This window comes from Achromobacter spanius (assembly GCF_029637605.1).
GTDB lineage: Bacteria > Pseudomonadota > Gammaproteobacteria > Burkholderiales > Burkholderiaceae_B > Achromobacter > Achromobacter spanius_E.
In genome coordinates this window covers 507,584-527,150 of record NZ_CP121261.1, presented here as the reverse complement: position 1 = coordinate 527,150, position 19,567 = coordinate 507,584, and the positions used below count along the sequence as shown (strand labels likewise).

The 19,567-nt window shown below is 59.9% G+C and carries 19 protein-coding genes and 1 pseudogene; 8 read left to right on the top strand and 12 right to left on the bottom strand.

Annotated features, from left to right (window positions below; all coding sequences use genetic code 11):
* Positions 1 to 92: 92 nt before the first annotated feature.
* From P8T11_RS02405 to P8T11_RS02375, 7 genes are all read left to right on the top strand, one after another.
* Complete coding sequence (locus P8T11_RS02405) at positions 93 to 815, top strand: GntR family transcriptional regulator (protein WP_268078496.1); 723 nt, start codon at positions 93 to 95, stop codon at positions 813 to 815.
* A gap of 21 nt (positions 816 to 836) precedes the next feature.
* Entirely contained in the window at positions 837 to 1,733 is an 897-nt protein-coding gene (locus P8T11_RS02400; RefSeq protein WP_268078498.1) for an isocitrate lyase/PEP mutase family protein, read from the top strand.
* Positions 1,734 to 1,745: 12 nt separating this feature from the next.
* Complete coding sequence (locus P8T11_RS02395; protein WP_268078500.1) at positions 1,746 to 2,465, top strand: SDR family NAD(P)-dependent oxidoreductase; 720 nt, start codon at positions 1,746 to 1,748, stop codon at positions 2,463 to 2,465.
* Entirely contained in the window at positions 2,462 to 3,235 is a 774-nt protein-coding gene (locus P8T11_RS02390) for an SDR family NAD(P)-dependent oxidoreductase (RefSeq protein WP_268078502.1), read from the top strand. The genes P8T11_RS02395 and P8T11_RS02390 overlap by 4 nt, the downstream gene beginning before the upstream one ends.
* Before the next feature lie 55 nt (positions 3,236 to 3,290).
* Positions 3,291 to 4,316, top strand: a complete 1,026-nt coding sequence (locus P8T11_RS02385) for a Bug family tripartite tricarboxylate transporter substrate binding protein (RefSeq protein WP_268078503.1) — start codon at positions 3,291 to 3,293, stop codon at positions 4,314 to 4,316.
* A gap of 140 nt (positions 4,317 to 4,456) precedes the next feature.
* Positions 4,457 to 4,717 (top strand): hypothetical protein, encoded by a 261-nt coding sequence (locus P8T11_RS02380; RefSeq protein ID WP_268078505.1) that lies wholly within the window; start codon positions 4,457 to 4,459, stop codon positions 4,715 to 4,717.
* Positions 4,718 to 4,761: 44 nt separating this feature from the next.
* Positions 4,762 to 5,505, top strand: a complete 744-nt coding sequence (locus tag P8T11_RS02375; RefSeq protein ID WP_268078507.1) for an SDR family NAD(P)-dependent oxidoreductase — start codon at positions 4,762 to 4,764, stop codon at positions 5,503 to 5,505.
* 294 nt (positions 5,506 to 5,799) lie between these two features.
* Here P8T11_RS02375 and P8T11_RS02370 read toward each other — a convergent pair.
* From P8T11_RS02370 to P8T11_RS02330, 9 genes and pseudogenes are all read right to left on the bottom strand, one after another.
* A pseudogene (locus P8T11_RS02370) lies at positions 5,800 to 6,482 on the bottom strand (RraA family protein).
* An 8-nt stretch (positions 6,483 to 6,490) separates the two neighbouring features.
* On the bottom strand, positions 6,491 to 7,696 hold the full coding sequence (locus P8T11_RS02365; RefSeq protein WP_268078509.1) for a pyridoxal phosphate-dependent aminotransferase: 1,206 nt from the start codon (positions 7,694 to 7,696) through the stop codon (positions 6,491 to 6,493).
* A 16-nt stretch (positions 7,697 to 7,712) separates the two neighbouring features.
* Positions 7,713 to 8,441, bottom strand: coding sequence for an amino acid ABC transporter ATP-binding protein (locus P8T11_RS02360; RefSeq protein WP_268078511.1), 729 nt, complete (start codon positions 8,439 to 8,441; stop codon positions 7,713 to 7,715).
* A 1-nt stretch (position 8,442) separates the two neighbouring features.
* Positions 8,443 to 9,144, bottom strand: coding sequence for an amino acid ABC transporter permease (locus P8T11_RS02355; protein ID WP_268078513.1), 702 nt, complete (start codon positions 9,142 to 9,144; stop codon positions 8,443 to 8,445).
* Entirely contained in the window at positions 9,141 to 9,842 is a 702-nt protein-coding gene (locus P8T11_RS02350) for an amino acid ABC transporter permease (RefSeq protein WP_268078514.1), read from the bottom strand. The genes P8T11_RS02355 and P8T11_RS02350 overlap by 4 nt, the downstream gene beginning before the upstream one ends.
* A 44-nt stretch (positions 9,843 to 9,886) precedes the next feature.
* Positions 9,887 to 10,723 carry an ABC transporter substrate-binding protein gene (locus tag P8T11_RS02345; protein WP_277549449.1) on the bottom strand — a complete coding sequence of 279 codons (837 nt, stop codon included), beginning with the start codon at positions 10,721 to 10,723 and terminating at the stop codon, positions 9,887 to 9,889.
* 108 nt (positions 10,724 to 10,831) lie between these two features.
* A complete protein-coding gene (locus P8T11_RS02340; protein WP_268078517.1) occupies positions 10,832 to 11,809 on the bottom strand; it encodes a nitrilase-related carbon-nitrogen hydrolase in 978 nt (325 codons plus the stop codon).
* A 75-nt stretch (positions 11,810 to 11,884) separates the two neighbouring features.
* The gene (locus P8T11_RS02335) at positions 11,885 to 12,841 is read right to left on the bottom strand and encodes a Bug family tripartite tricarboxylate transporter substrate binding protein (protein WP_268078518.1); all 957 of its coding nucleotides are present in this window, start codon (positions 12,839 to 12,841) and stop codon (positions 11,885 to 11,887) included.
* A 29-nt stretch (positions 12,842 to 12,870) separates the two neighbouring features.
* Entirely contained in the window at positions 12,871 to 13,929 is a 1,059-nt protein-coding gene (locus tag P8T11_RS02330; protein WP_268078519.1) for a TauD/TfdA family dioxygenase, read from the bottom strand.
* A 148-nt stretch (positions 13,930 to 14,077) separates the two neighbouring features.
* On the opposite strand from P8T11_RS02330, the gene P8T11_RS02325 reads away from it, so the two are divergent.
* A complete protein-coding gene (locus tag P8T11_RS02325; RefSeq protein ID WP_268078520.1) occupies positions 14,078 to 14,989 on the top strand; it encodes a LysR family transcriptional regulator in 912 nt (303 codons plus the stop codon).
* 110 nt (positions 14,990 to 15,099) lie between these two features.
* Here P8T11_RS02325 and P8T11_RS02320 read toward each other — a convergent pair whose 3' ends face one another.
* From P8T11_RS02320 to P8T11_RS02310, 3 genes are all read right to left on the bottom strand, one after another.
* A complete protein-coding gene (locus tag P8T11_RS02320) occupies positions 15,100 to 16,788 on the bottom strand; it encodes a sensor domain-containing diguanylate cyclase (protein WP_268078521.1) in 1,689 nt (562 codons plus the stop codon).
* Between the two features lie 416 nt (positions 16,789 to 17,204).
* On the bottom strand, positions 17,205 to 18,683 hold the full coding sequence (locus P8T11_RS02315) for a DUF1254 domain-containing protein (protein WP_268078522.1): 1,479 nt from the start codon (positions 18,681 to 18,683) through the stop codon (positions 17,205 to 17,207).
* 128 nt (positions 18,684 to 18,811) lie between these two features.
* Positions 18,812 to 19,528, bottom strand: coding sequence for a transporter (locus P8T11_RS02310; RefSeq protein WP_268078523.1), 717 nt, complete (start codon positions 19,526 to 19,528; stop codon positions 18,812 to 18,814).
* Positions 19,529 to 19,567: the final 39 nt, after the last annotated feature.

Below are 19,567 nucleotides of genomic sequence, written 5' to 3'. Positions count from 1 at the left end.
GGAAAGTTCTGGCAACCTCAAACTGCGACGCAATAAACCAGATCGCAAAAGAGTTGACACTTTTTAGACCCCTTTGATAGGCTGTTAACACTATGGACATTTCCACGCCCTCCACTGTCACCAAGGAAGACGCCACCGGCCCACTGGCCGACGTGGTGTTCGACCGCGTGCTGGATGCGATCTACCAAGGCAGGCTGGCGCCGGGCAGCGTCATTAATGAGGTTGCACTGGCGCAGGAATTCGGCGTCAGCCGCGGCCCGGTTCGCGAAGCGGTTCGCCGCCTTCAAGGCATCCAGCTGGTCACACGCGAGCCCTACATCAAGGCGCGCGTCGTGACGCTATCGGCGGAGTCCGCGCTGGAACTCTTCCAAATGCGGATGGCGCTGGAAGGCGTGGCCTGCAATTTGGCCACTCGCCGCATGAGCGACGAGGAAGTCGCGCAGTTGCTGGTCGAGCTGGAGCAGGACCGCCAGCGCCACCTGGAGGCCGCCAACGGCGGCGCACCGGCGCCCCGTGTCTTCGACTTCCACGAGCGCATCGTGCTGGCCAGCGGCAACACCCGCATCATCAACGCCCTGTGCGGCGACCTCTATCACCTGTTGCGCGTCTATCGCCGGCACTCCGGCACCGTGCTTGAACGCAAGGACGACGCCTACGCCGAACACTGGCAGATCTTGCGCGCCATTCGTACGCGCGATGCTGAGCTGGCGGAGTCGCTCATGCGCTCCCACATCGAACGCGCAGCGCAACACCTGTTTGAACACCTGGCAGAAGGGGCGTCCGGCATCGCCGGGCACCCCGTCTCGGCCGCATAACGCCCTTTGGAGCAGCACGACATGAACAACCCGCGCAACCAGTTCCGGCAATTGCTGAAGAACGAACCCTTCCTCGTGTCCCCCGGTGTTTACGATGGATACAGCGTCCGCCTGGTTGAAGCCGCTGGTTTCAAGACCGCCTGCACCAGCGGCGCGGCCGTGTCGAACGCGCTATTGGGCATCGCCGATATCGGCGTAATGGGCCTGGCCGAAAACGTCACCCACTGCCGCCACCTGGCAAGGTCCGTCTCCATCCCGCTCACTGCCGACGCAGACACCGGCTACGGCAATCCGGTCAATGTCTACCATACCGTGCAGATGTTCGAGGAAGCCGGCGTCGCGGGGATCAATCTTGAAGACCAGGTCAGCCCCAAGCGCTGCGGCCACATGCCCGGCAAAGACGTCGTCAGCGAAGCCGAGATGGTCAAGAAGATCGAGGCCGCATGCCTGGCGCGGCGCGACGACGATTTCGTCATCATCGCCCGCACGGACTCGCTCGCCATCGAGGGCATTGAAGGCGCGGTCAAGCGTGCGCGCGCATACGCCCGCGCAGGCGCGGACATGCTTTTTCCCGATGCTGTGCGCACTGAAGACGATATCAAGCGACTGGTGGACGCCGCGGGCATCCCGGTCAGCATCAACATGGGCTTCGGCATCCGCAACCGTCCCACCACGCCGCTGATTCCGCTGCCGCGCCTGAAGGAAATTGGCGTCAAGCGGATCAGCCTGCCCCGCATGCTGCCCGCCGCCGCCATCTACGGCATGCGCCAAGCGCTGCAGGTCATGCAAGGCGTGATCGCCACGGGCGAACCGGTCGACCGTCCCGATCTGGTGGCGGGCATCGAAGACATCATGCAACTGATGGGCTACGAGCAGATGCGCGCCATGGAAAAGCGCCTGACGACGCTGGACACCTGACCGAGCACTGCCATGAACGAGCGTAACGTGTCGGCGCATTGCGTCCTGACAGGTGCGGCATCCGGCATTGGACTGGCGCTGACCGAGCGACTGCTGGCGGCCGGCTGGTGGGTAACCGGCGTGGATATCGCGCCCGCCGCCGTCAAGAGCCACGCACAGTACCGCCATCTGGTTTGCGACTTGTCCGACCCCGCCGCGTTGCACGCCTTGTGTGCCGGCTTGGACAGTTGCGACCCAACCGCGCTGGTGCACTGCGCCGGCCTGGTGCGCACCGGCGGTGCACTGGATACGCGGCCGGAAGACGCAGAGTTGCTCTGGCGCCTGCATGGCGCCGCGCCGATGGCGCTGGTCAGGGCCTTGGCGCCACAACTACCCGACGGCCGCGGCCGCATTGTGCTGGTGTCCAGCCGCGCCGTGCTGGGTCGCGCGCACCGCTTGGCGTATGCCGCCACCAAGTCGGCGCAGATTGGCTTGGCGCGAAGCTTGGCCGCGGAACTCGTCGGCCGGGGCATCACGGTCAACGTGATTGCGCCCGGCGCGGTCGACACTCCCATGCTGAACGATCCGAAACGCGGGGCCGCGCCGAGCGTCGAGCTGCCGCTTGGCCGCCTGATAGACGCGCGCGAAGTCGCCGCGACCATCGCCTTCTTTCTGAGCGACGAGGCGGGAGCCATCACGGGGCAGACGCTCTATGTGTGCGGCGGCGCCTCGTTGGGGGCAATGACGCCATGACAACGACGAGCGCACCCGTGTTGGACGGGAAGATTGTGATTGTGACCGGCGCTGCCGGCGGATTAGGACAGGCTATCGCCAAGCATTGCCTGGATGCGGGCGCCCGCGTGGCGCTATTGGATCGGGACGCGGACATGCTGGCGCAATGCTGCCGGACGTTTGCCGTCGCGCCATCCCGAATCTTGGCCCTTAGCTGCGACGTCGCGGACGTCAGCGCCTCCCGGTCGGCCGTGGAACAGGTCGCCACGCACTGGGGCTCCATCGACAAGTTGGTGAACAACGCCGCCACGGTCACGCCAGGCGTGAAGGTCGCTGACCTGACGCCGGAACAATGGCGGCTAGCGCTGGACGTGAACCTGACCGGTGCATGGCTGATGAGCAAGTGGGCGATTGCGCACATGGCGCGCGCTGGCGGCGGCGTCGTGCTGAACATTGCTTCGCAATTAGGAAGCGTCGCCGCGCCGGGGCGTGGCGCCTACAGCGCAAGCAAGGCTGGCCTGATCGCGCTGGCGCGCGCCATCGCCGTGGACCACGCGGCCGACGGCATCCGCGCCTTGAGCCTGTCGCCCGGCGCGGTCTTGACCAGCCGGCTGGTGGATCGTTACGGCAGCGCGCAGGAGGCCAATGCCGCATTGGCCACCAAGTATCCGGTCGGGCGACTCGGCACCGCCGAAGAGGTCGCGCAGACCACGGTTTTTCTGATCAGCGAGGCTGCCTCGTTCATCACGGGCACGGACATTCGTGCCGACGGCGGATACACCGCGCAATAGCGCGGCCGCCGTTTCTTCACGCAGTACATACACCACATAACAAGGGGCTTGAAACATGACGCACTCGATTACCTCAGCAACCCACGGGCGCATGCCGCGCCGCAAGGTCCTTGGCGCGCTGGCTATCCTTGTCGGCGCCGCCGGACTGGCCGCCGCGCCTGCCTTTGCGCAAGGCACGGACAACTTTCCCACGCACCCGGTCACTATCGTGGTGCCGTTCCCGGCCGGTGGCGCCACCGACATCACCGCGCGCCTGGTGGCCGAAGGCCTGTCCAAGAAGTGGGGCCAGCCCGTCGTCGTCGAAAACAAACCGGGCGCGGGCGGTAACGTCGGCTCGGAATACGTGGCGCGCGCCGCGCCCGATGGCTACACCCTGGTGCTGGGCGTCACGGGTTCGCACGGCATCAACACCTCGCTCTACAAGAACATGCGCTACGACCCGATCAAGGATTTCGAGGCGGTCACGCAAGCCACGCTCTACCCCAACGCCATCATCGTCAACAATGACGTGCCGGCCAACAACCTGCAGGAACTCATCGCGCTGTTGAAGAAGCCGGATGCGCACTACTCGTATGGTTCCGACGGCAACGGCACGGCTTCCCATCTGGGCATGGAAATGCTCAAGAACCAGGGCAAGTTCGAGCTTTCGCATATTCCGTACCGCGGCAGTGCCCCGATGGTGACCGACCTGTTGGGCGGCCAGATCCAGGTCGGCATTACGGGATTGCCCGCTGTGCAGGCCTATGCGAAGAGCGGGAAGCTGAAAATCATTGCGCTGACCACGGCCGACCGCTTTGCAAGCGCGCCCAACTACCCTACGGTGGCCGAACAGGGCTTCGCGGGCTATGCCGCGCCGCCCTGGTCTGGCTTCTTCGCGCCCAAGGGCACGCCCAAGTCGCTGGTGGAGAAGATCTCGTCGGACATGCGTGAAGTCATGTCCGACCCGAAGGCAAAAGAAAAAATGATCGCCGCCGGCAGCGAATTTACGCCGTCGACGCCTGAGCAGTTCCAGTCCTTCGTGCAGAAGGAAATCGCAAAGTGGGCCGAGGCCGTCAAGATCTCCGGCGCCCGCATAGACTAAGCACCACCCCGCCCATCCTGCAACCGCGGGATGGGCAATCGGCCACCTCCAAACGTCTGGGGGAAATCAAAAGGATGACTGGGGCTTCACAAACACAAGTTCGGGGTCGTTGTCATTCAGCCGATCTCGCGTTCGCGATATTGAGCCCCCAGCTTTTATTTGCAGTCAGACACCTTCTTCAAGACGCCGACGAGGCCGCCCGCGCCGACACCTGCTATCGTTCGCTGTCCAAGCTGTTCGCCGATCGCGGCATCTTCGTAGGCCGCGCACCGACCATGTACCACGACTTCCACCAGGCTCAGCGCATGCCCGAGTTCGTGCGCGCGTGCGCATCGATCAAAGCTGCCCTGGACCCGAATGGCGTCATCGCCCCAGGCAAATACGGCATCGAACGCATATAGGGTCCGGAGTCAAAAACCACTCTTCAATTTCCTTTGACTTCTCTATGCCTAAACCACAGCGCGTTGCTCTCATCACAGGGTCGACTTCAGGTATTGGAAATGCGATAGCGCGCCGGCTGTCCAAGGATGGCTATGCCGTCGTTCTGCATTCGCGTAGCTCTGTGGATGCAGGCATTTCCATGGCGCGCGAGCTGGGTTTGGCTGCTTATGTGCAAGCTGACCTCGCTGTAGACGCAGACCGGATACGACTGGTGCAAGAAGCGGTCGCGCAATGGGGTCGCTTGGACGTGGTCGTGAACAATGCAGGAATCAGCCGCGTGGTTCCCCATGCCGACATGGCAGCTGCCACTCCTGACATCTGGCGCGAGCTGCACGAGGTCAATGTCATTGCGCCGTTTCGTATCGTTGCGGAAGCGGAGGCCGCACTGCGGGCGTCTGCCGTTGACGGCGTGCCTGCTTGCGTGATTAACGTGAGTTCGCATGCGGGCGTTCGTCCGAAAGGGGCTTCCATCCCTTATGCCGCGACGAAGGCGGCGCTGAATCATGTCACGCGCTTGCTCGCGGTCTCACTTGCTCCCGATATTCGTGTGAATGCCGTCGCCCCTGGGCTGGTGGATACCCCGTTGACGGCTGACTGGACGCAGGCTCAGCAGCTGTGGCGAGAGCGTGCGCCGATGCGGCGGGCGGCGAGCCCGGCAGATATTGCACAAGCGATATCAATGCTCATTGAATCCAACTATTTGACGGGCGAGATTTTGCTTTCCGATGGCGGATTGAATCTCACGTAAGGCGGAGCGAACCGCATTGAGCGGCGGCCTCATTTGGATATCCGGAACGATCTTCCACACGACCAACGCGGAGTTCGTGACGGTTCACCGCATCGGCCGATGGGCCTTTTTAAAACGCAACGAGGCGGCCATTACTACGTACAAGGAAAGACTCAGGGAACATCTCTAACGCGGCCGACGCAACGCTACTGCCCGGATTCAAACGACAGTTTGTCAACATTGACGCGTTCAGTTGCGAATCGACCTTTGTGCGAATGAACGGACCAGCGCACGAGGGTTTCGCGCCCTTTCCGCTTAAAGCCGCTCACCCTCTGCAAGCGCGCCGGCAGTGCGCAGCGCACCTTCGAGCCAGGAAGCTGAGGTGTCACCGCGCTGAATCTGATCCATGCGCTTAGCTTCGTCAGCTACCTTCTTCGCCGCCAAGGGCAGAAGCGTCGCGACGTGCTCACGTTCGAGAGCGACGACACCGTCAATGTCGCCTATGACCAGATCTCCGGGTTTACGGTCACCCCTCCGCAGCTCACCGATGCGCCGATGCGGCCAGCGACGTTTTTTGTAGGCCCGTTAGGATTGGTTCCAATGGCAAAGACGGGAAAGCCCAATTCTCGGAGTTCGTCGCAATCGCGCACCGCGCCGTCGACAATGACGCCTGCGAGTTTTCGGACTTTGCAGGCGTTTATCATCAGCGCACCCATCAACGCTGCGGTCATATCGCCCTTGCCGTCAATGACCAGCACGTCTCCAGGCTGCGCGAGCGCGATTGCGGCATGAATCATCAGGTTGTCGCCGGGACGAACATCGACGGTGAATGCGGGTCCAACGAGCTTCATGCTCGGCTGAACGGCGGCTATGCGCCCATGCATTGCGCCGCGACGACCATTCACGTCGGCAAATATCGCCGCCTGGTATTGCGCTGCCTGCTGGACATGCTCGGCAGAGACGCGGGCGAAGTCTCGATTTATGTTTGAGGTGGTCATGTGCGAAGTCACGATTGAAGGCTGGCGCAAAAGCGCCGGATCCGTTTGAGGGCCTCGGTGAGGTTTTCTTCACTAGCTGCGTAGGAAATGCGAAAGTGACCGGCGGTTCCGAACGCGCTGCCCTGGACGACCGCCACACCTTCGGCGTTGAGCAGTTCGAGTGCAAAGACCTCGTCGTCGTCGATTCGCACGCCAGATGGCGTCATTCTTCCGAAAGTGCTTTCACACGACGGAAATACATAAAAGGCGCCTTGCGGCGGCAAGCAACGAATACCGACGCACTCGTTCAGTCCATCGACCACCATGTCGCGTCGGCGTCGGAACGCTTCGCGGCGGGAGGTCAGGTAATCTTGCGGTCCGTCCAGGGCCTCGACGGCAGCCCATTGGGCTACCGAACTTGAACCCGAGGTGATTTGACTCTGGAGCACTTCCATTGCCTTGATCAGCTTGAGCGGGCCAGCACCGTAGCCTATGCGCCAACCCGTCATCGCATGGCCTTTGGATACTCCGTTGATGGTCAGCGTACGGTCTTTCAGCCGAGGCTCGACCTGCGCAATGGTGCGATAAGAAAAACCGTCATAGACCAGGTGCTCGTAGATGTCATCGCTCATCACCAACACATGTTCGTGGCGCAGGAGCACCTGAGCCAGCGCGAGCAGCTCCTGCTCACTGTAAGCCGCGCCCGAGGGATTGGATGGCGAATTCAGGATCACCCACTTGGTTTTGGACGTGATGGAAGCGGCTAGCGCGTCGGGAGTGAGCTTCAGCCCGTGATCCTGGCTGGTGTTCACGATGACCGGTGTGCCGTTGCACAGCGCCACGATCTCGGGATAGGACACCCAATAAGGAGCAGGGATGATGACCTCGTCGCCCTCGTTCAGGGTGGCCAGCAGCGCGTTGGCAATGACCTGTTTGCCGCCGCTGCATACGATGGTTTCTTCCCGCTTGTATTGAAGGCCATTGTCTCGCTCGAGCTTCCTTGTGATGGCGTCACGTAACTCAGGAATGCCGCTGACGGGCGTATACCGAGTTCTTCCCTGGGTGATGGCACGAACGGCGGCGATGCAGATATTGTCGGGGGTATCGAAGTCGGGCTCGCCTGTGCTCAACGCGATGACGTCGCGGCCTTGTGCGGCCAAGTCGCGCGCACGCTGACTAGCGGCGATCGTGCTTGATGGTTTGATACGGGATAGTGAAGAAGAAAGATAGGTCATGGATCTCTAGCGCCGTTTAAGCATGCCGAATGTCCGACACGAACTTTTGGGCGCGTGGGTGTTTAGGATTATTGAAAAACTCTTCCGGCGTCGCCCGCTCCAGAATGGCGCCCGCGTCCATGAACACGATGCGATCGGCCACTTCACGGGCAAAGCCCATTTCGTGGGTGACACAGACCATCGTCATGCCATCGGTTGCGAGCTGCTTCATCACATTGAGAACTTCGCCCACCATCTCCGGGTCCAGCGCGCTGGTGGGTTCATCGAAGAGCATGACCGGTGGCTCCATGGCGAGGGCTCGCGCGATCGCCACACGCTGTTGCTGCCCGCCGGATAGCTGCGGGGGAAAGGCGTCTGCCTTGGTGGCCAGGCCGACTTTTTCCAGCAGCGCCAGAGACCGATCACGCGCTTGCTGCACGCCCACACGCGAAACTGTTTTCGGACCGATAGATACGTTCTCCATCACGCTCAGGTGAGGAAAGAGGTTGAAGCTCTGGAAAACGAAGCCGATGCGGCTGCGTAGATCGTTGACGTTGACCTTTGGCGCGTGGACGTCCTGGCCGTCCACCGTGATCGTGCCCCCAGAGATCGGCTCAAGTCGGTTGATCGTGCGGATCAGGGTGGACTTGCCCGAACCGGATGGGCCGCAAATGACAACGACCTCGCCCTTGGCAATGGTTTCGGAAATACCATCCAGCGCCTTGTAATCGCCGTAGTATTTCTGGACATCACGGAAGGTGATCATGTTAGGCATTCCTTAGCACCACGTTGCGGCGCATATTGATGGTTTTCTCCAGCTTTCCGACGGCCAAGCTGAGCGACCAGCAGATGAGAAAGTAAGTGGCTGCGAGGATTAGGTAGACCTCAAACGGCTTAGTGAGCAGTTGCGCATTGACCTGATAAGCGGCGTAGGTCAGTTCATTAACGCTGATGATGTAGCCCAGCGACGTATTCTTGATGAGGTTGATGAACTGGTTCAGGATGCTGGGCGTCATGTTCACAAGGGCCTGAGGCAGCACAATCTTTCGCATTGTCTGCATATAGGTCATGCCTACCGCGCGCGCAGCCTCGACCTGCCCCTTCGGGATGGCTTCGATCCCGGCACGAACAACTTCGCCCATAAAGGCAAGTTCATACAGAACTAACGCGCAGATAACGGTTGTCGTCCCTGAGATCGAGCGCCCAATCACCAGGGGCACGATGAAATAGGCCCAGAAGATCAGCAACAGGACGGGCAGCCCACGCACGGCGTTGACAATCACACCAGCAAAAAGACGCGGTGCACGAAATGGGCTCGTGCGCGCCATGCCAATCAGTACCGCCAACGGAAACGAGATCACGAGCCCAGCGACAGCGATGAACAGGGTGAGCGCGAGGCCCCCCACAGGACCGTATGGATATTGGCCGATCAATAGCAGAAGGCCGTATTTGTCCAGGATATCGATCATGCGCGTTTCCCCGCGATTTTCAGCCGTTCACTCCAGTAGTGACCAGTGGCGGTCAGCACAAAGGAACATATCCAATAGAAGGCGGAAGCAAGTGCGAAGGCCTCAAAGGTGCGGTAGGTCTCGTTTTCAATCTGTCGCGATGCATAAGTAACTTCTGCCAGGCCAACAGTCATCGCCAGGCTGGTTGACTTGAATAGACTGAGCGATTGATTCACAAGAGGGGGGAAGGCTGCCCGCAGTGCCTGCGGTATCACTACGATGCGCATCGACTGCAGATAGGTCATTCCGATCGCGCGCGCGGCTTCCAATTGAGTATTCGGCAATGACCGCAGGCCACTGCGCAGATCCTCCGACATGTATGCGGCGCTGTTTAGGGACAGGGCGATCCAGACAAGAACGAACTCGCTGTTATGAGCATTGATCCATGCCTGCCAGGAATCTGGCAATAGTTGCGGCACGCCGAAGTACCAAAGAAATACCTGCACCAGTTGCGGCACATTGCGGTGGTAGGCAACAAAGGCTTGCGTCAGCGCCTCAAACAACCTGACGCCGGACTCTCGCAGGGCAAGCAACATGAGCGCGATGACAAATCCCGCAACCCAGGACGCAGCGAAGAGCCCAAGCGCCATCGCTGCGCCGGCCACTAGCCAAGTCACGTATTTGGCCTGGAGCACGACTCCGAAATTAAGCAATTCCATAATGTCCGCAGTGAATGTCGACAGTGAAGCGTTGCGCGGATCGATCAGAAAGCAGACAGGGGAGTCAGCTTCTTCTCGCGGGGAATCTGGAACTTCGTGTCAGGGCCATACCACTTGTCCCACATCGCATCGAGCTCGCCGCTGCTTTCCATCTCGGACAGTGCCTTGTTCACGGCGTCACGCAGCTCAGGTTCGTCTTTCTTCATCCCCAGTCCAGTCGGCTCAAAAAACAATGCCTCGTCCAGAAACCTAAAGCGGCCGCCACCTTCTTGAATAAAGCGCACGCCTGCCGCTTGTCCGATGGCCTGACCTTGAACCCTGCCCTGGACCAGCGCCAGGAAGGCGGTGGGGCTGTCCTGATAAGTCACGACTTCCGCAGTTGGAATACGGGCGCGTGTGAATGTCTCGGGTGTGCTGCCCTTGTTGGCGCTGATCTTCTTGCCGCCCAGGTCCGCAAACGTTTTGATGCCCGATGCTTTCGACACAATGATCTTGATCGGCAACTGGTAGTGAATGTCAGAGAAAGCGATTTGCTCGGCTCGTTCTTTCGTGTAGCCCATGGCAGCAGCTACAACGTCAACGCGCCCCAACGTCAGCTCGGGGATGCGGGCCTCGACGGCAACGGGCTTATGTTCGAGGGTGACGCCAAATCGTTTAGCCAACGCATTACAAAGGTCAATGTCGAAGCCCATGTATTGACGGGTGCGGGGATCCTGGAAGGCCAGGGGCTCGGTACCGGACAGCGTTGCGCAGATCAGGCGACCTCGGCTCTTGATTTCCTCCAGGCGGTTGGCATTTGCCGTGGTCGCAACCGCACAGAGCGCAATCAACAGGCAGCGGCCAAGTGTATGGGTGGTAAAGCGTTTGAATGTCTTGAACATGTTGACTCCTGTGTTATGAATTGGACGATCGTCACGGGTGGCTCCTATAGCTGGAGCCTTGTGCATGCTGGGCTTAGCCGGTTGTCCGTGAACAGTCTCGGCTGAGATTCATTCGACCTGTTTTCCGCCTTGCTGTTCGGCTTGCGGTCGTTCGTTAACCATCGACTGAACGGCATTCTTTGCACGTTCGTCTACGAAGAGCTGGAACACATCAGGGCGCGCGTAATGACCAACGACATCAAGGTCATATTTGCCACGAATAATGTTGTCGAGATCGATCTCAGCCACCATCACTGCCGCGCCCTCAAAATTGGGACCGGCCAAGAAATTCCCGAACGGATCGACGATGCAACTGCCACCAGCCGTGAGCGGTTCTGAGGGACCGGGGTCTGCAGCGCTGACGTAGTCTTGGGGGTAGTCTGCTGCCGTGGCGTATTGGTTGGCGCTGAACACAAAGCAGCGCCCTTCTATGGCGATGTGCTGCATCGAGGATGGCCATGTGGTGGAGCTGGCAAGCGTTGGCGCGCAGTACAGCTCGACGCCCTTGGAATACATGGTCGTGCGCAGTAGGGGCATGTAGTTTTCCCAACAGATCACGGCGCCGAGCTTGCCGATATCTGTTGCATAGACAGGAAGCGTCGAGCCATCACCAAAGCCCCAGACGGTGCGTTCGCTTCCAGTGGGCATAAGCTTTCGATGTTTACCCAGGAAGCTTCCCTTGTCGTCGAAGAAAACGACCGTGCAATAAAGCGTGCCGCCGGAACGCTCAATCACGCCAGTGACGAGATAGATGCCCAAGTCTTTCGCCAGGACGGCGAGTTCGTCGATGTGGGGGCCAGGGACGTCGATAGCGTTGCGGTGATAGCGCAGAAACTCGTCGCGCCCCTGCATACTTCTGCCGCCGACATAGGCCCCAAAAGTGCTGCCCTTGGGGTAAGTACCCAGCATCGCTTCGGGAAAAACGACTAGCGAGGCGCCTTGGTCACGTGCTTGGGTGGCCGCCTCTTTCATGCGAAGCAGAGTTCGCTCGTTGTCAAAGGCGACGGCCGCCGACTGCACAACTGCAGCCTTGAATTTTCTATTCATGGTATTTGTACGGAAATTAGGTGAATGAGGCCATCGACTAAGCCTCAGTCAGTGCGCGCCGCAGCGCATCGCGGGTCATTCGAGTTTGATATTGCCCTTCCGGACAGTCTCTGCCCACTTGGAAGCTTCCTTCTGCAGAAAGGCCGAAAACTCGGCTGGCGTGTTGCCCACGGGCTGCGCACCCATCTCGGCAAATCGCTTCTTCATTTCTTCTTCTTGAAGCGATTCAACCACCGCCTTATGCAGTCGACTGACGACCGGCTCCGGTGTGCCCGCCGGCAGGAGCAGCCCAGCCCATTCGTACGCTTCAAAGCCCGGCAACGACGTCTGTGAAATCGATGGCGCATCGGGCAACAACGGCGAGCGTTCCGGCGCCGATATGGCCAGCGCGCGCAACTTGCCTGAGGCGATCAGCGGATAACAGGCCGCCACATTGCTGAACATAAAGTCGACCTGCCCACCCATCGTGTCCGCGATAGCTGGACTTCCGCTCTTATAAGGCACATGCAGCATGTCCAGCCCCAAGCCTTGGCGATATAGTTCGGCGGCCATGCGCTGCACGGTACCGCTACCGCCAGACGCAAATGTCAACTTGCCCGGTTGAGCGCGGGCGCGTTTGATCAGATCAGCCTGATCTTTAATCGGAGAGTTGCTGTTGACGACAATGACGTTGGGCATCAACGTCACCAGCGATAGCGGCTGAAAATCCTTGTCTGAGAAAGGAAGATTCTTGATCAGCGCTGGATTGATCGAAGAAGGCGTTGCGTCGTACAGCAGGGTGTAGCCGTCGGCATGCGCCCTGGCCACAGCTGATTTGCCGATGACGCCACTTGCGCCAGGCCGATTTTCGACAATCACAGTGGTACCTAAATTAGTTCCCATACGCACCGCCAACTGACGGGCCACCACATCGGCAGCCCCGCCAGGGGCGTACGGCACCACCATTGTTATGGGACGCTCGGGAAAGGCGGCGTGTGCGGGGCCCGCCAACAAAAAGCAGGTGAGCGCAGCGATCTTCAAGATGATTTTCATGGCGTGTTCGACAGAGAGGTGTTGATCAATCAGTGCGCCATTTCTGGCAGGCCGTGCTCAAGTGGCGGACGGGGCGGAAGGCCAAAAGCCTCGGGCGCAGGGACCCCCATGCGCGCCGTGCCAGGGCCGAAGCGCTCGGCAAACTCAGGGGCAAGCGGACGCTTATCCGTACGCAGCCACAAGCGCAACAGGTGGCGCTTCTTGTCCTCGTCTTCGTAGTCTTCAAAGGCTGTGCGCGAATGCACCGTGACATGGTTGTTCAATAACTGCATGTCGCCCGGCTCCATCTCCATCTCGAAGCACAATTCATTGCTGCCTGCGAGTTCGTCAAACAGATTCATCGCTTCAATCTGCTCGGGTGTCGCGGGGACACCACTTTTCTCGAATGCCGGCTCAATCGCATTTCGCAGGTAGCGGCAACTAAGCTTGCCATTGCACAAACTAAACACTGGGATGCGATGATCGGATAGCGGCGTACGACCGGGAAGATGCTCACCCTTCAGGTCATAGAAAAATCCAGCGTACAGCGGCTCGAGCAGTTCTGGTCTGCGTTTGAGTATTTCGTTATGAATCGCGGTGGTGCTCGTAATGCGGCTTAAGCCGCCCGAACGCGCCACACGCAGACACAACAGACCGACTACATCGCAGTTGTCTGAATGGAAGTTGAGCTTAGCGCTGGTGTTGTAGCCCCGTGTCTTGTGCCCATACTTCACGCCCTCGTCCTTCACGTGGCCAAGCAAATGAGCACGCGAATTCTGCGTAACTGGCTGCCCTAAATGCCGCCCAATGCCCCAATAAATCCGCGACGCGTCGTCTTTGGAATAGTTGAGAACAGGTAGGCCACGCAGCACGGCCATGCCGATGCCATCTTCAACTTGCGCAGCTACCTTGTTGAGCATCACCAACGTTTTGTCGAGTGGAAAGTCGTCCTTGGTGATGTCGGTGATCGGCATGTGCTTCACTTTCTCCAGCGCCGCATTGAGTTCGGCAATCTGGTCTGCAGTGAAGCGGTAGATCCAACTATGGTCGCTATTGACTTGGACTGCAGTCCAAGCGCTGGCATCTTCGATAGGTTTGCGTTCGGTCACTTGAGATCTCCCTGAAGCCGTGAAAAGTCGCATAAGAGCTGCTACTAAAACGGATGGTAAGATCGCCGAAACATAAGAAAAAGCGATATTTATCGATTGAAAAACATCGCATATTGGAATACACGGGTTTACCTAATCAGGACTTACCATGACCTTCAAGCAACTCGAAGCGTTCTTCTGGGTCGTTCAGCTGGGTGGCTTCGCGCACGCTGCGGACAAGTTGGCCACGACGCAATCTGCGGTGTCCAAGCGGGTGCAGGAGCTCGAGGACGTTGTCGCGACGCAGTTATTTGACCGCTCGCAAAGAAGCGCCCGCCTGACCGAGAAAGGGGAAGAGATGTTCCTGATCGCCAAGCGGTTCCTGCGCCAGCGAGACGAGGCACTTGAACAGTTCGAACGCCCGGAAGTCGTTGAGCGCCGACTGCGGATCGGCATGACCGAATTGCCCGCCATGACTTGGCTACCGAGGTTGGTTAATGCGGTGCAGAGTCGCTACCCCAAAGCGCATTTCGAGCCCGATGTCGACGACAGTTTCCGGCTACGTGAGAAGCTGCTGAGCGAACGGCTGGACCTTATCGTCGTGCCCGACCTTTTCGAGGACACACGCCTGCTGAAGACCCGCATCGGTACGGTGCAAAACGCCTGGATGTGCAAGCCGGGGCTTCTGGACGGAAATGCAAAGCTGCGAGTTCACGACATTGCTGAGCAGCGCCTGCTTACTCAGGCGAATTTATCCGCCACAGGCATTCTTTACGACGAGTGGTTCAAAGCGGCTGGGTTGGCGCCTGTTGAACGCATCACCAGCAATAACCTGGTGGCCATCATCGGCATGACGGTGTCAGGTCTGGGCGTAAGTCATCTACCAAAGCGCTGCCTGAGGCCCATGATTCGCGCGGGTCTGCTTCAGGTATTGCATGTGACACCGAACGTACCCGACGTGTCCTATGTTGCCGTTCAGCGTGCAGATCGAACCAGTACTTTAGTGACCGACGTCGTCCGGATGGCCAGAGAGTGTTGCGCATTCGATCGGCCATTCCAGGCGGCTTCCGAACGGCCATGAGGTAATTTCGGCGCTGACCTTGCCCCGGTCACTGCCGACGTTGGCACTTCTGGCCGCTGCCATCCACAGACCAACCCACGCTGGCGGGGCCGCCCAAGAAGCGGGTCGGTCTATCGGAAAAACACGGATTCGATCCGGTTGCGCCCTCGTTGCTTGGCGTAATAGAGCGCGCGGTCGCTGCGGCTGAGCGCCAGCTCCGCGTCGTCGTCCTTCGTATGCAGCGAGGAAATGCCAATGCTGACCGTCAGCGGTATGTCCCGCCCGCCCGATGAATACGGCGTATCCGCGATCTGGCGCTGCACGTTGCGCGCGAACAGGTGCGCGCTTTCGATATCGGTATCGGGCAAAACAACGGCGAACTCTTCGCCGCCGATGCGCCCCACCAGGTCGGTATCGCGCAACTGGGCTCGCAGCAGAATCGCAAAATGCTGCAACACGCCATCGCCGATGGCATGGCCCCAGGTGTCGTTGATGTGCTTGAAGTGGTCCAGATCGCACATCAGCACCGCCGACCCCAGACCGCCGTGGCCTTTGATCCGCGTAAGCTCCGCGGCGATGCGCGACATGAAATGGCGGCGGTTGGGCAAGGTCGTCAGCGCGTCCGTCGCAGCAAGCTCGCGCAATTCGAATTCAGCGCGCTTGCGGTCGGTGATGTCGGTGACGAACCCGTGCCACACCACGCCATTGTCGACGTCGCGGCGCGGGCTGGCATCTCCCTGCCGCCACCGTACGCCCTGCAACGGCAGGCAGACTCGGAACTCCAGGTGCCACGGCTTGAGCGCGGCGGCCGCCGCTTGCAGCGATGAACGGTAGGCGGGCAGGTCCTCGGGGTGGATGCGCTGTTCGATAGCGGTGGTACTTGCGAGCACGTCGTCGGCGCTGAGCTCGAACATGTCCCGGATGCCTGCGCTGACATACGAGAACCACGAGCCGCCCTCGGGCACCGCCCGACACTGAAAGACCAGGCCGGGCACGGCATCGGTGAGGTTGACGACAAGGTCCGCCGTGCGCTTGAGCCGCTCAGACATGGCGCGCATTGCGCTGATGTCGGTGGTCGTGCCCATCATCCGCAAAGCCCTGCCCGTTGCGTCCCGGCTGATCACTTTGCCGCGGCTGCAGATCCATTTGTAGCTGCCGTCCTTGCAACGGATGCGGTGCTCGACTTCGTAGCTATCGGTCTTGCCATCGAAATGGTCTTGCATGGCGGCGCGCACATAGCCCAGGTCGTCCGGATGCAGGCGGGTATAGGCGTCCTCGATGCGCGTCGAGAGTTCCGATTCACCATAGCCAAGCAAGGCCTTCCAGCCCGGCGAATAAGTGATCTCGCCCGTCACCACGTTGCGGTCCCAGACCCCCGTGCCGCTACCCGCGATGGCCAGCGACAGCTTGCGGGCTTCTTCACGCCAGTTGTCTTCATCGGCGCGTTCGCGCATCAGCGCCTGGCGCTGTTCGATGGCCGCGGCCGCCAGGTCAGCCAGCTCCTGTAAAACCTGGCAGTCTTCGTCGCTGAAATCGCGCGCCTGCCCGTGCAGCAGTTGCAAGCCGCCCAACAGACGCCCATCGGCGGCGCGCACGGAGCATTCGAAAGACCACGGCGGGGGATCCGCGGGCGGCGGCGTGCCATCCACCGCCCGCCATGCGCCATCGGCGTCCGTGCACGCCAGCACTGCCATGTCCACACTAAACAAGCGTCGGGTCAGGCGCGCCAGCCGGTCCAGGGTGCCGTCGAGTTCGCAATGCGCGCCACCCTCGGCATCGCCAGGGGAGCGGTTTGGGTTCGGATCGCCGATTACGGACATTTCAGGACCTGATCAATGCGGGATTCACCGGTACAGCCGGGTGGCGCGTTCCTCACATTCTGTCACATTTCATACCAAAATGGCATCGCCACGTTCCTTGCTGTCGCGCATGAATGACGAATCAGCCAGAGCGGCCCAGTTGGGGCGGCCGGTGACGTGATGCCAGGCGGGATCACCGCTTGCTCAGACGAGGGTTTCGACCTGGCAACGGGCGATGCGACGCATGGCAGTGAAGCGTCTCAGCCTGCTCGATAAACGAGCATCCCTGCTTCCAGGATGCAATGGAAAATTGGGCACGCAAGGGAGACAGCCTGAAGGGTGCGAGCCGCCACGCGTTTTTTTTTGCGGCGAGCAGGCGCTCCCCGGCAACGGAAGCCGCCCTAAATCGAGAGCGCGCTCAACACGAAATAAGTGCCTTACTTCGCCCGCATGACCGCGGGCGGCGTCCAGCCTCCGGCGTTCACTTCCGGCTTTGGCCAGTAGGTGCGTATAGTCATCTCGAACTCGCCTTTCGGGGCGGGAAGCCAGTTGGCCTCTTTGTCCTTGCCTGGAGAGTCGTTCTGCACATAGACCGTCAAGGAGCCGTCGCCGTTGTAAGCCATGTTCTTGACGTTCTTGGTGCCCACCGAATAGCGCTTCAGATCGTTCGGCGCGAAGAAATGCTGCGGGCCGTACATGGTCAAAGACCAGAAGCCATTCACCGGCGGTGTCTTGCCCTTCGGAAAGGTCAGCGTATAGCGATGGTCGCCGCTTAAGCGCTGTCCATCCCCGTCGACTTCGATGAAAAAGTAGCGCGTCTCGGTGGGCTTGTTCACGTACATATTCGACTTGGCGGTTGCCGTGCGCGTGATGTAGTCATAGCCGAACGCAGCACCATTTCTGGGCGTATTCCACCCGCCGTCGAGCGTGATTCCGTTAGTGCGAAAGTTAAACAACGGACCGATGACATTCTTTTCCGTTTCAGCCGCGGCGAGTTTGATCGCCTTCATGATCTCGGCATCCTTGTTCGCGGCATCGAGCAAGGCGCGCATGATGGCATAGCGGCTTTCCTCGCCAGGCAGTGGGGGTACCTGGTCAAGAATGGCTGGCAGTTCGTCGAAGAATGTCTCGGGGTTGACCCACGAGGTCTCTGATTTCGAATTCGGATCGGCGGAACTCGGCGCCGGGAAGTGCGGGGCCTTGCTCCAATCCGTCGTTTTCTTTTTGCCGTCGTATTTGCTCAATGGATAGATGACGACCTGATTCAGCACCTTCTGGATGGCCGCGCGATCGGCATCGCTGTCATCCAGAAAGATCCGTGGGCCCATCGCAACAAGATCCGTGGGCGCATGAACGACGCCGGTAATGCCTTTGGGTACGGAGCCCTTCCATTTAGGACCGACCACCAGATAGCTACCTGGCTTGGTGCCGTACTGCTTTCCGATCTGGGAGAATTCATCGCTGCGGGCGTCGTACAAGGCATACACCCAAAAGCGATTGCCGAAGTCAGGCACCTGCAAGACAACGGGTTCCTTGTCAACGGCGGCATATCCGAAACCATAGACAACGTCCTGGTTCGGATGCGCCACCCAGCGCTGTTCGGGCGCGATGTAATGACTCAACATCGAAACATAACCGGTGGGCGCGACAGGGAGTATCCCGCCTTGCAGCCCCGGTTCGGGCGCGTTTGCGAACGACGCGCGCCGGTGAAACGCATTGACGATCGCCCAGCCCCATAGGTAGGTGTCGCGCGCGATGACATCGGCCGTCTCTTTGGTTATGACTGTTCCAGAGGGTATTTTTGGAACCTCGGCAACCGACTTGGGTGGTGGACTCTGCAACATAGACGGAGCGGCCTGTACGGCGCTGCCCGTCAACGCGGCGATTGCGACAATCAGAACCCGTAGCTTTGCCATCTGTCACTTCTCCAAAATGAATTCAGAACATTGCCTTTGAATCTTCAACGCGTAGCCGCCACCCGAGCGACAGCGGGGAATGCATGCTGTGGATGTCGCCACAGGCTTCACGACCCGGTAGAGCCGGTTCATTTAGGAAAGAGAAGTGTCACGGTAAAGCGGCCTCCCCAACCTTTAGGACCGCTGTCCGGAGACTCAGCCCAGTAGCGCAGCCCCACCTGGAAACTGATGGGTTGGTCGCCGATTTTTGTCACCTTGGAGACCTGCAAGTTGATTGGCACCGACCAGGCAGAGCCTTTCCAGTCATAGGTGGACTCGCTATTGACGCCGTAGGTGATGGCATCCTGCGTGGTGTATGCAAGGAACGGCTGCAGAAAAGTGGACGACACGCTGGCGCGAGAAGACGGCCCCGCTACCGACCAGATATGGTTCGCCAGGCCGCCATAGGTCCACGGGCCGCTCTGATTAAGCACCACACCCGTAGGGCCAGCCCCCCACTTTCGGTTACTGAGGAGCGCATCATTACCGGTTGGTACGAGAAAGGCCGGGCCCACCCCCCAGATCGTGCCGCCCGCGGTGGGCTTGGAGGGGGAAAGAAAAAAGCTCTGTACCGTGTCGCCCAGACCACTTTGACGACCCGAGTCGCCCGCCACGTCGCTTTGCCAGACGACCGGCAGGACGGTCCGGGAAATCAGGTTCCAGTCGTTGTTTAGCGTGATCGGCACCACAGGCTGAATGTTCAACGTGTTGCGATAACCGCGTTCGGGGCCGATGCGATGATCATAGTTGTACTGGAAAGGTACGCTGATCAAGGCCGCGACCGGGTTGCTCAGTTGCTTGGCCAATGCCGCGCTATCCGCAGCCACTGCACAACCGGCATATGC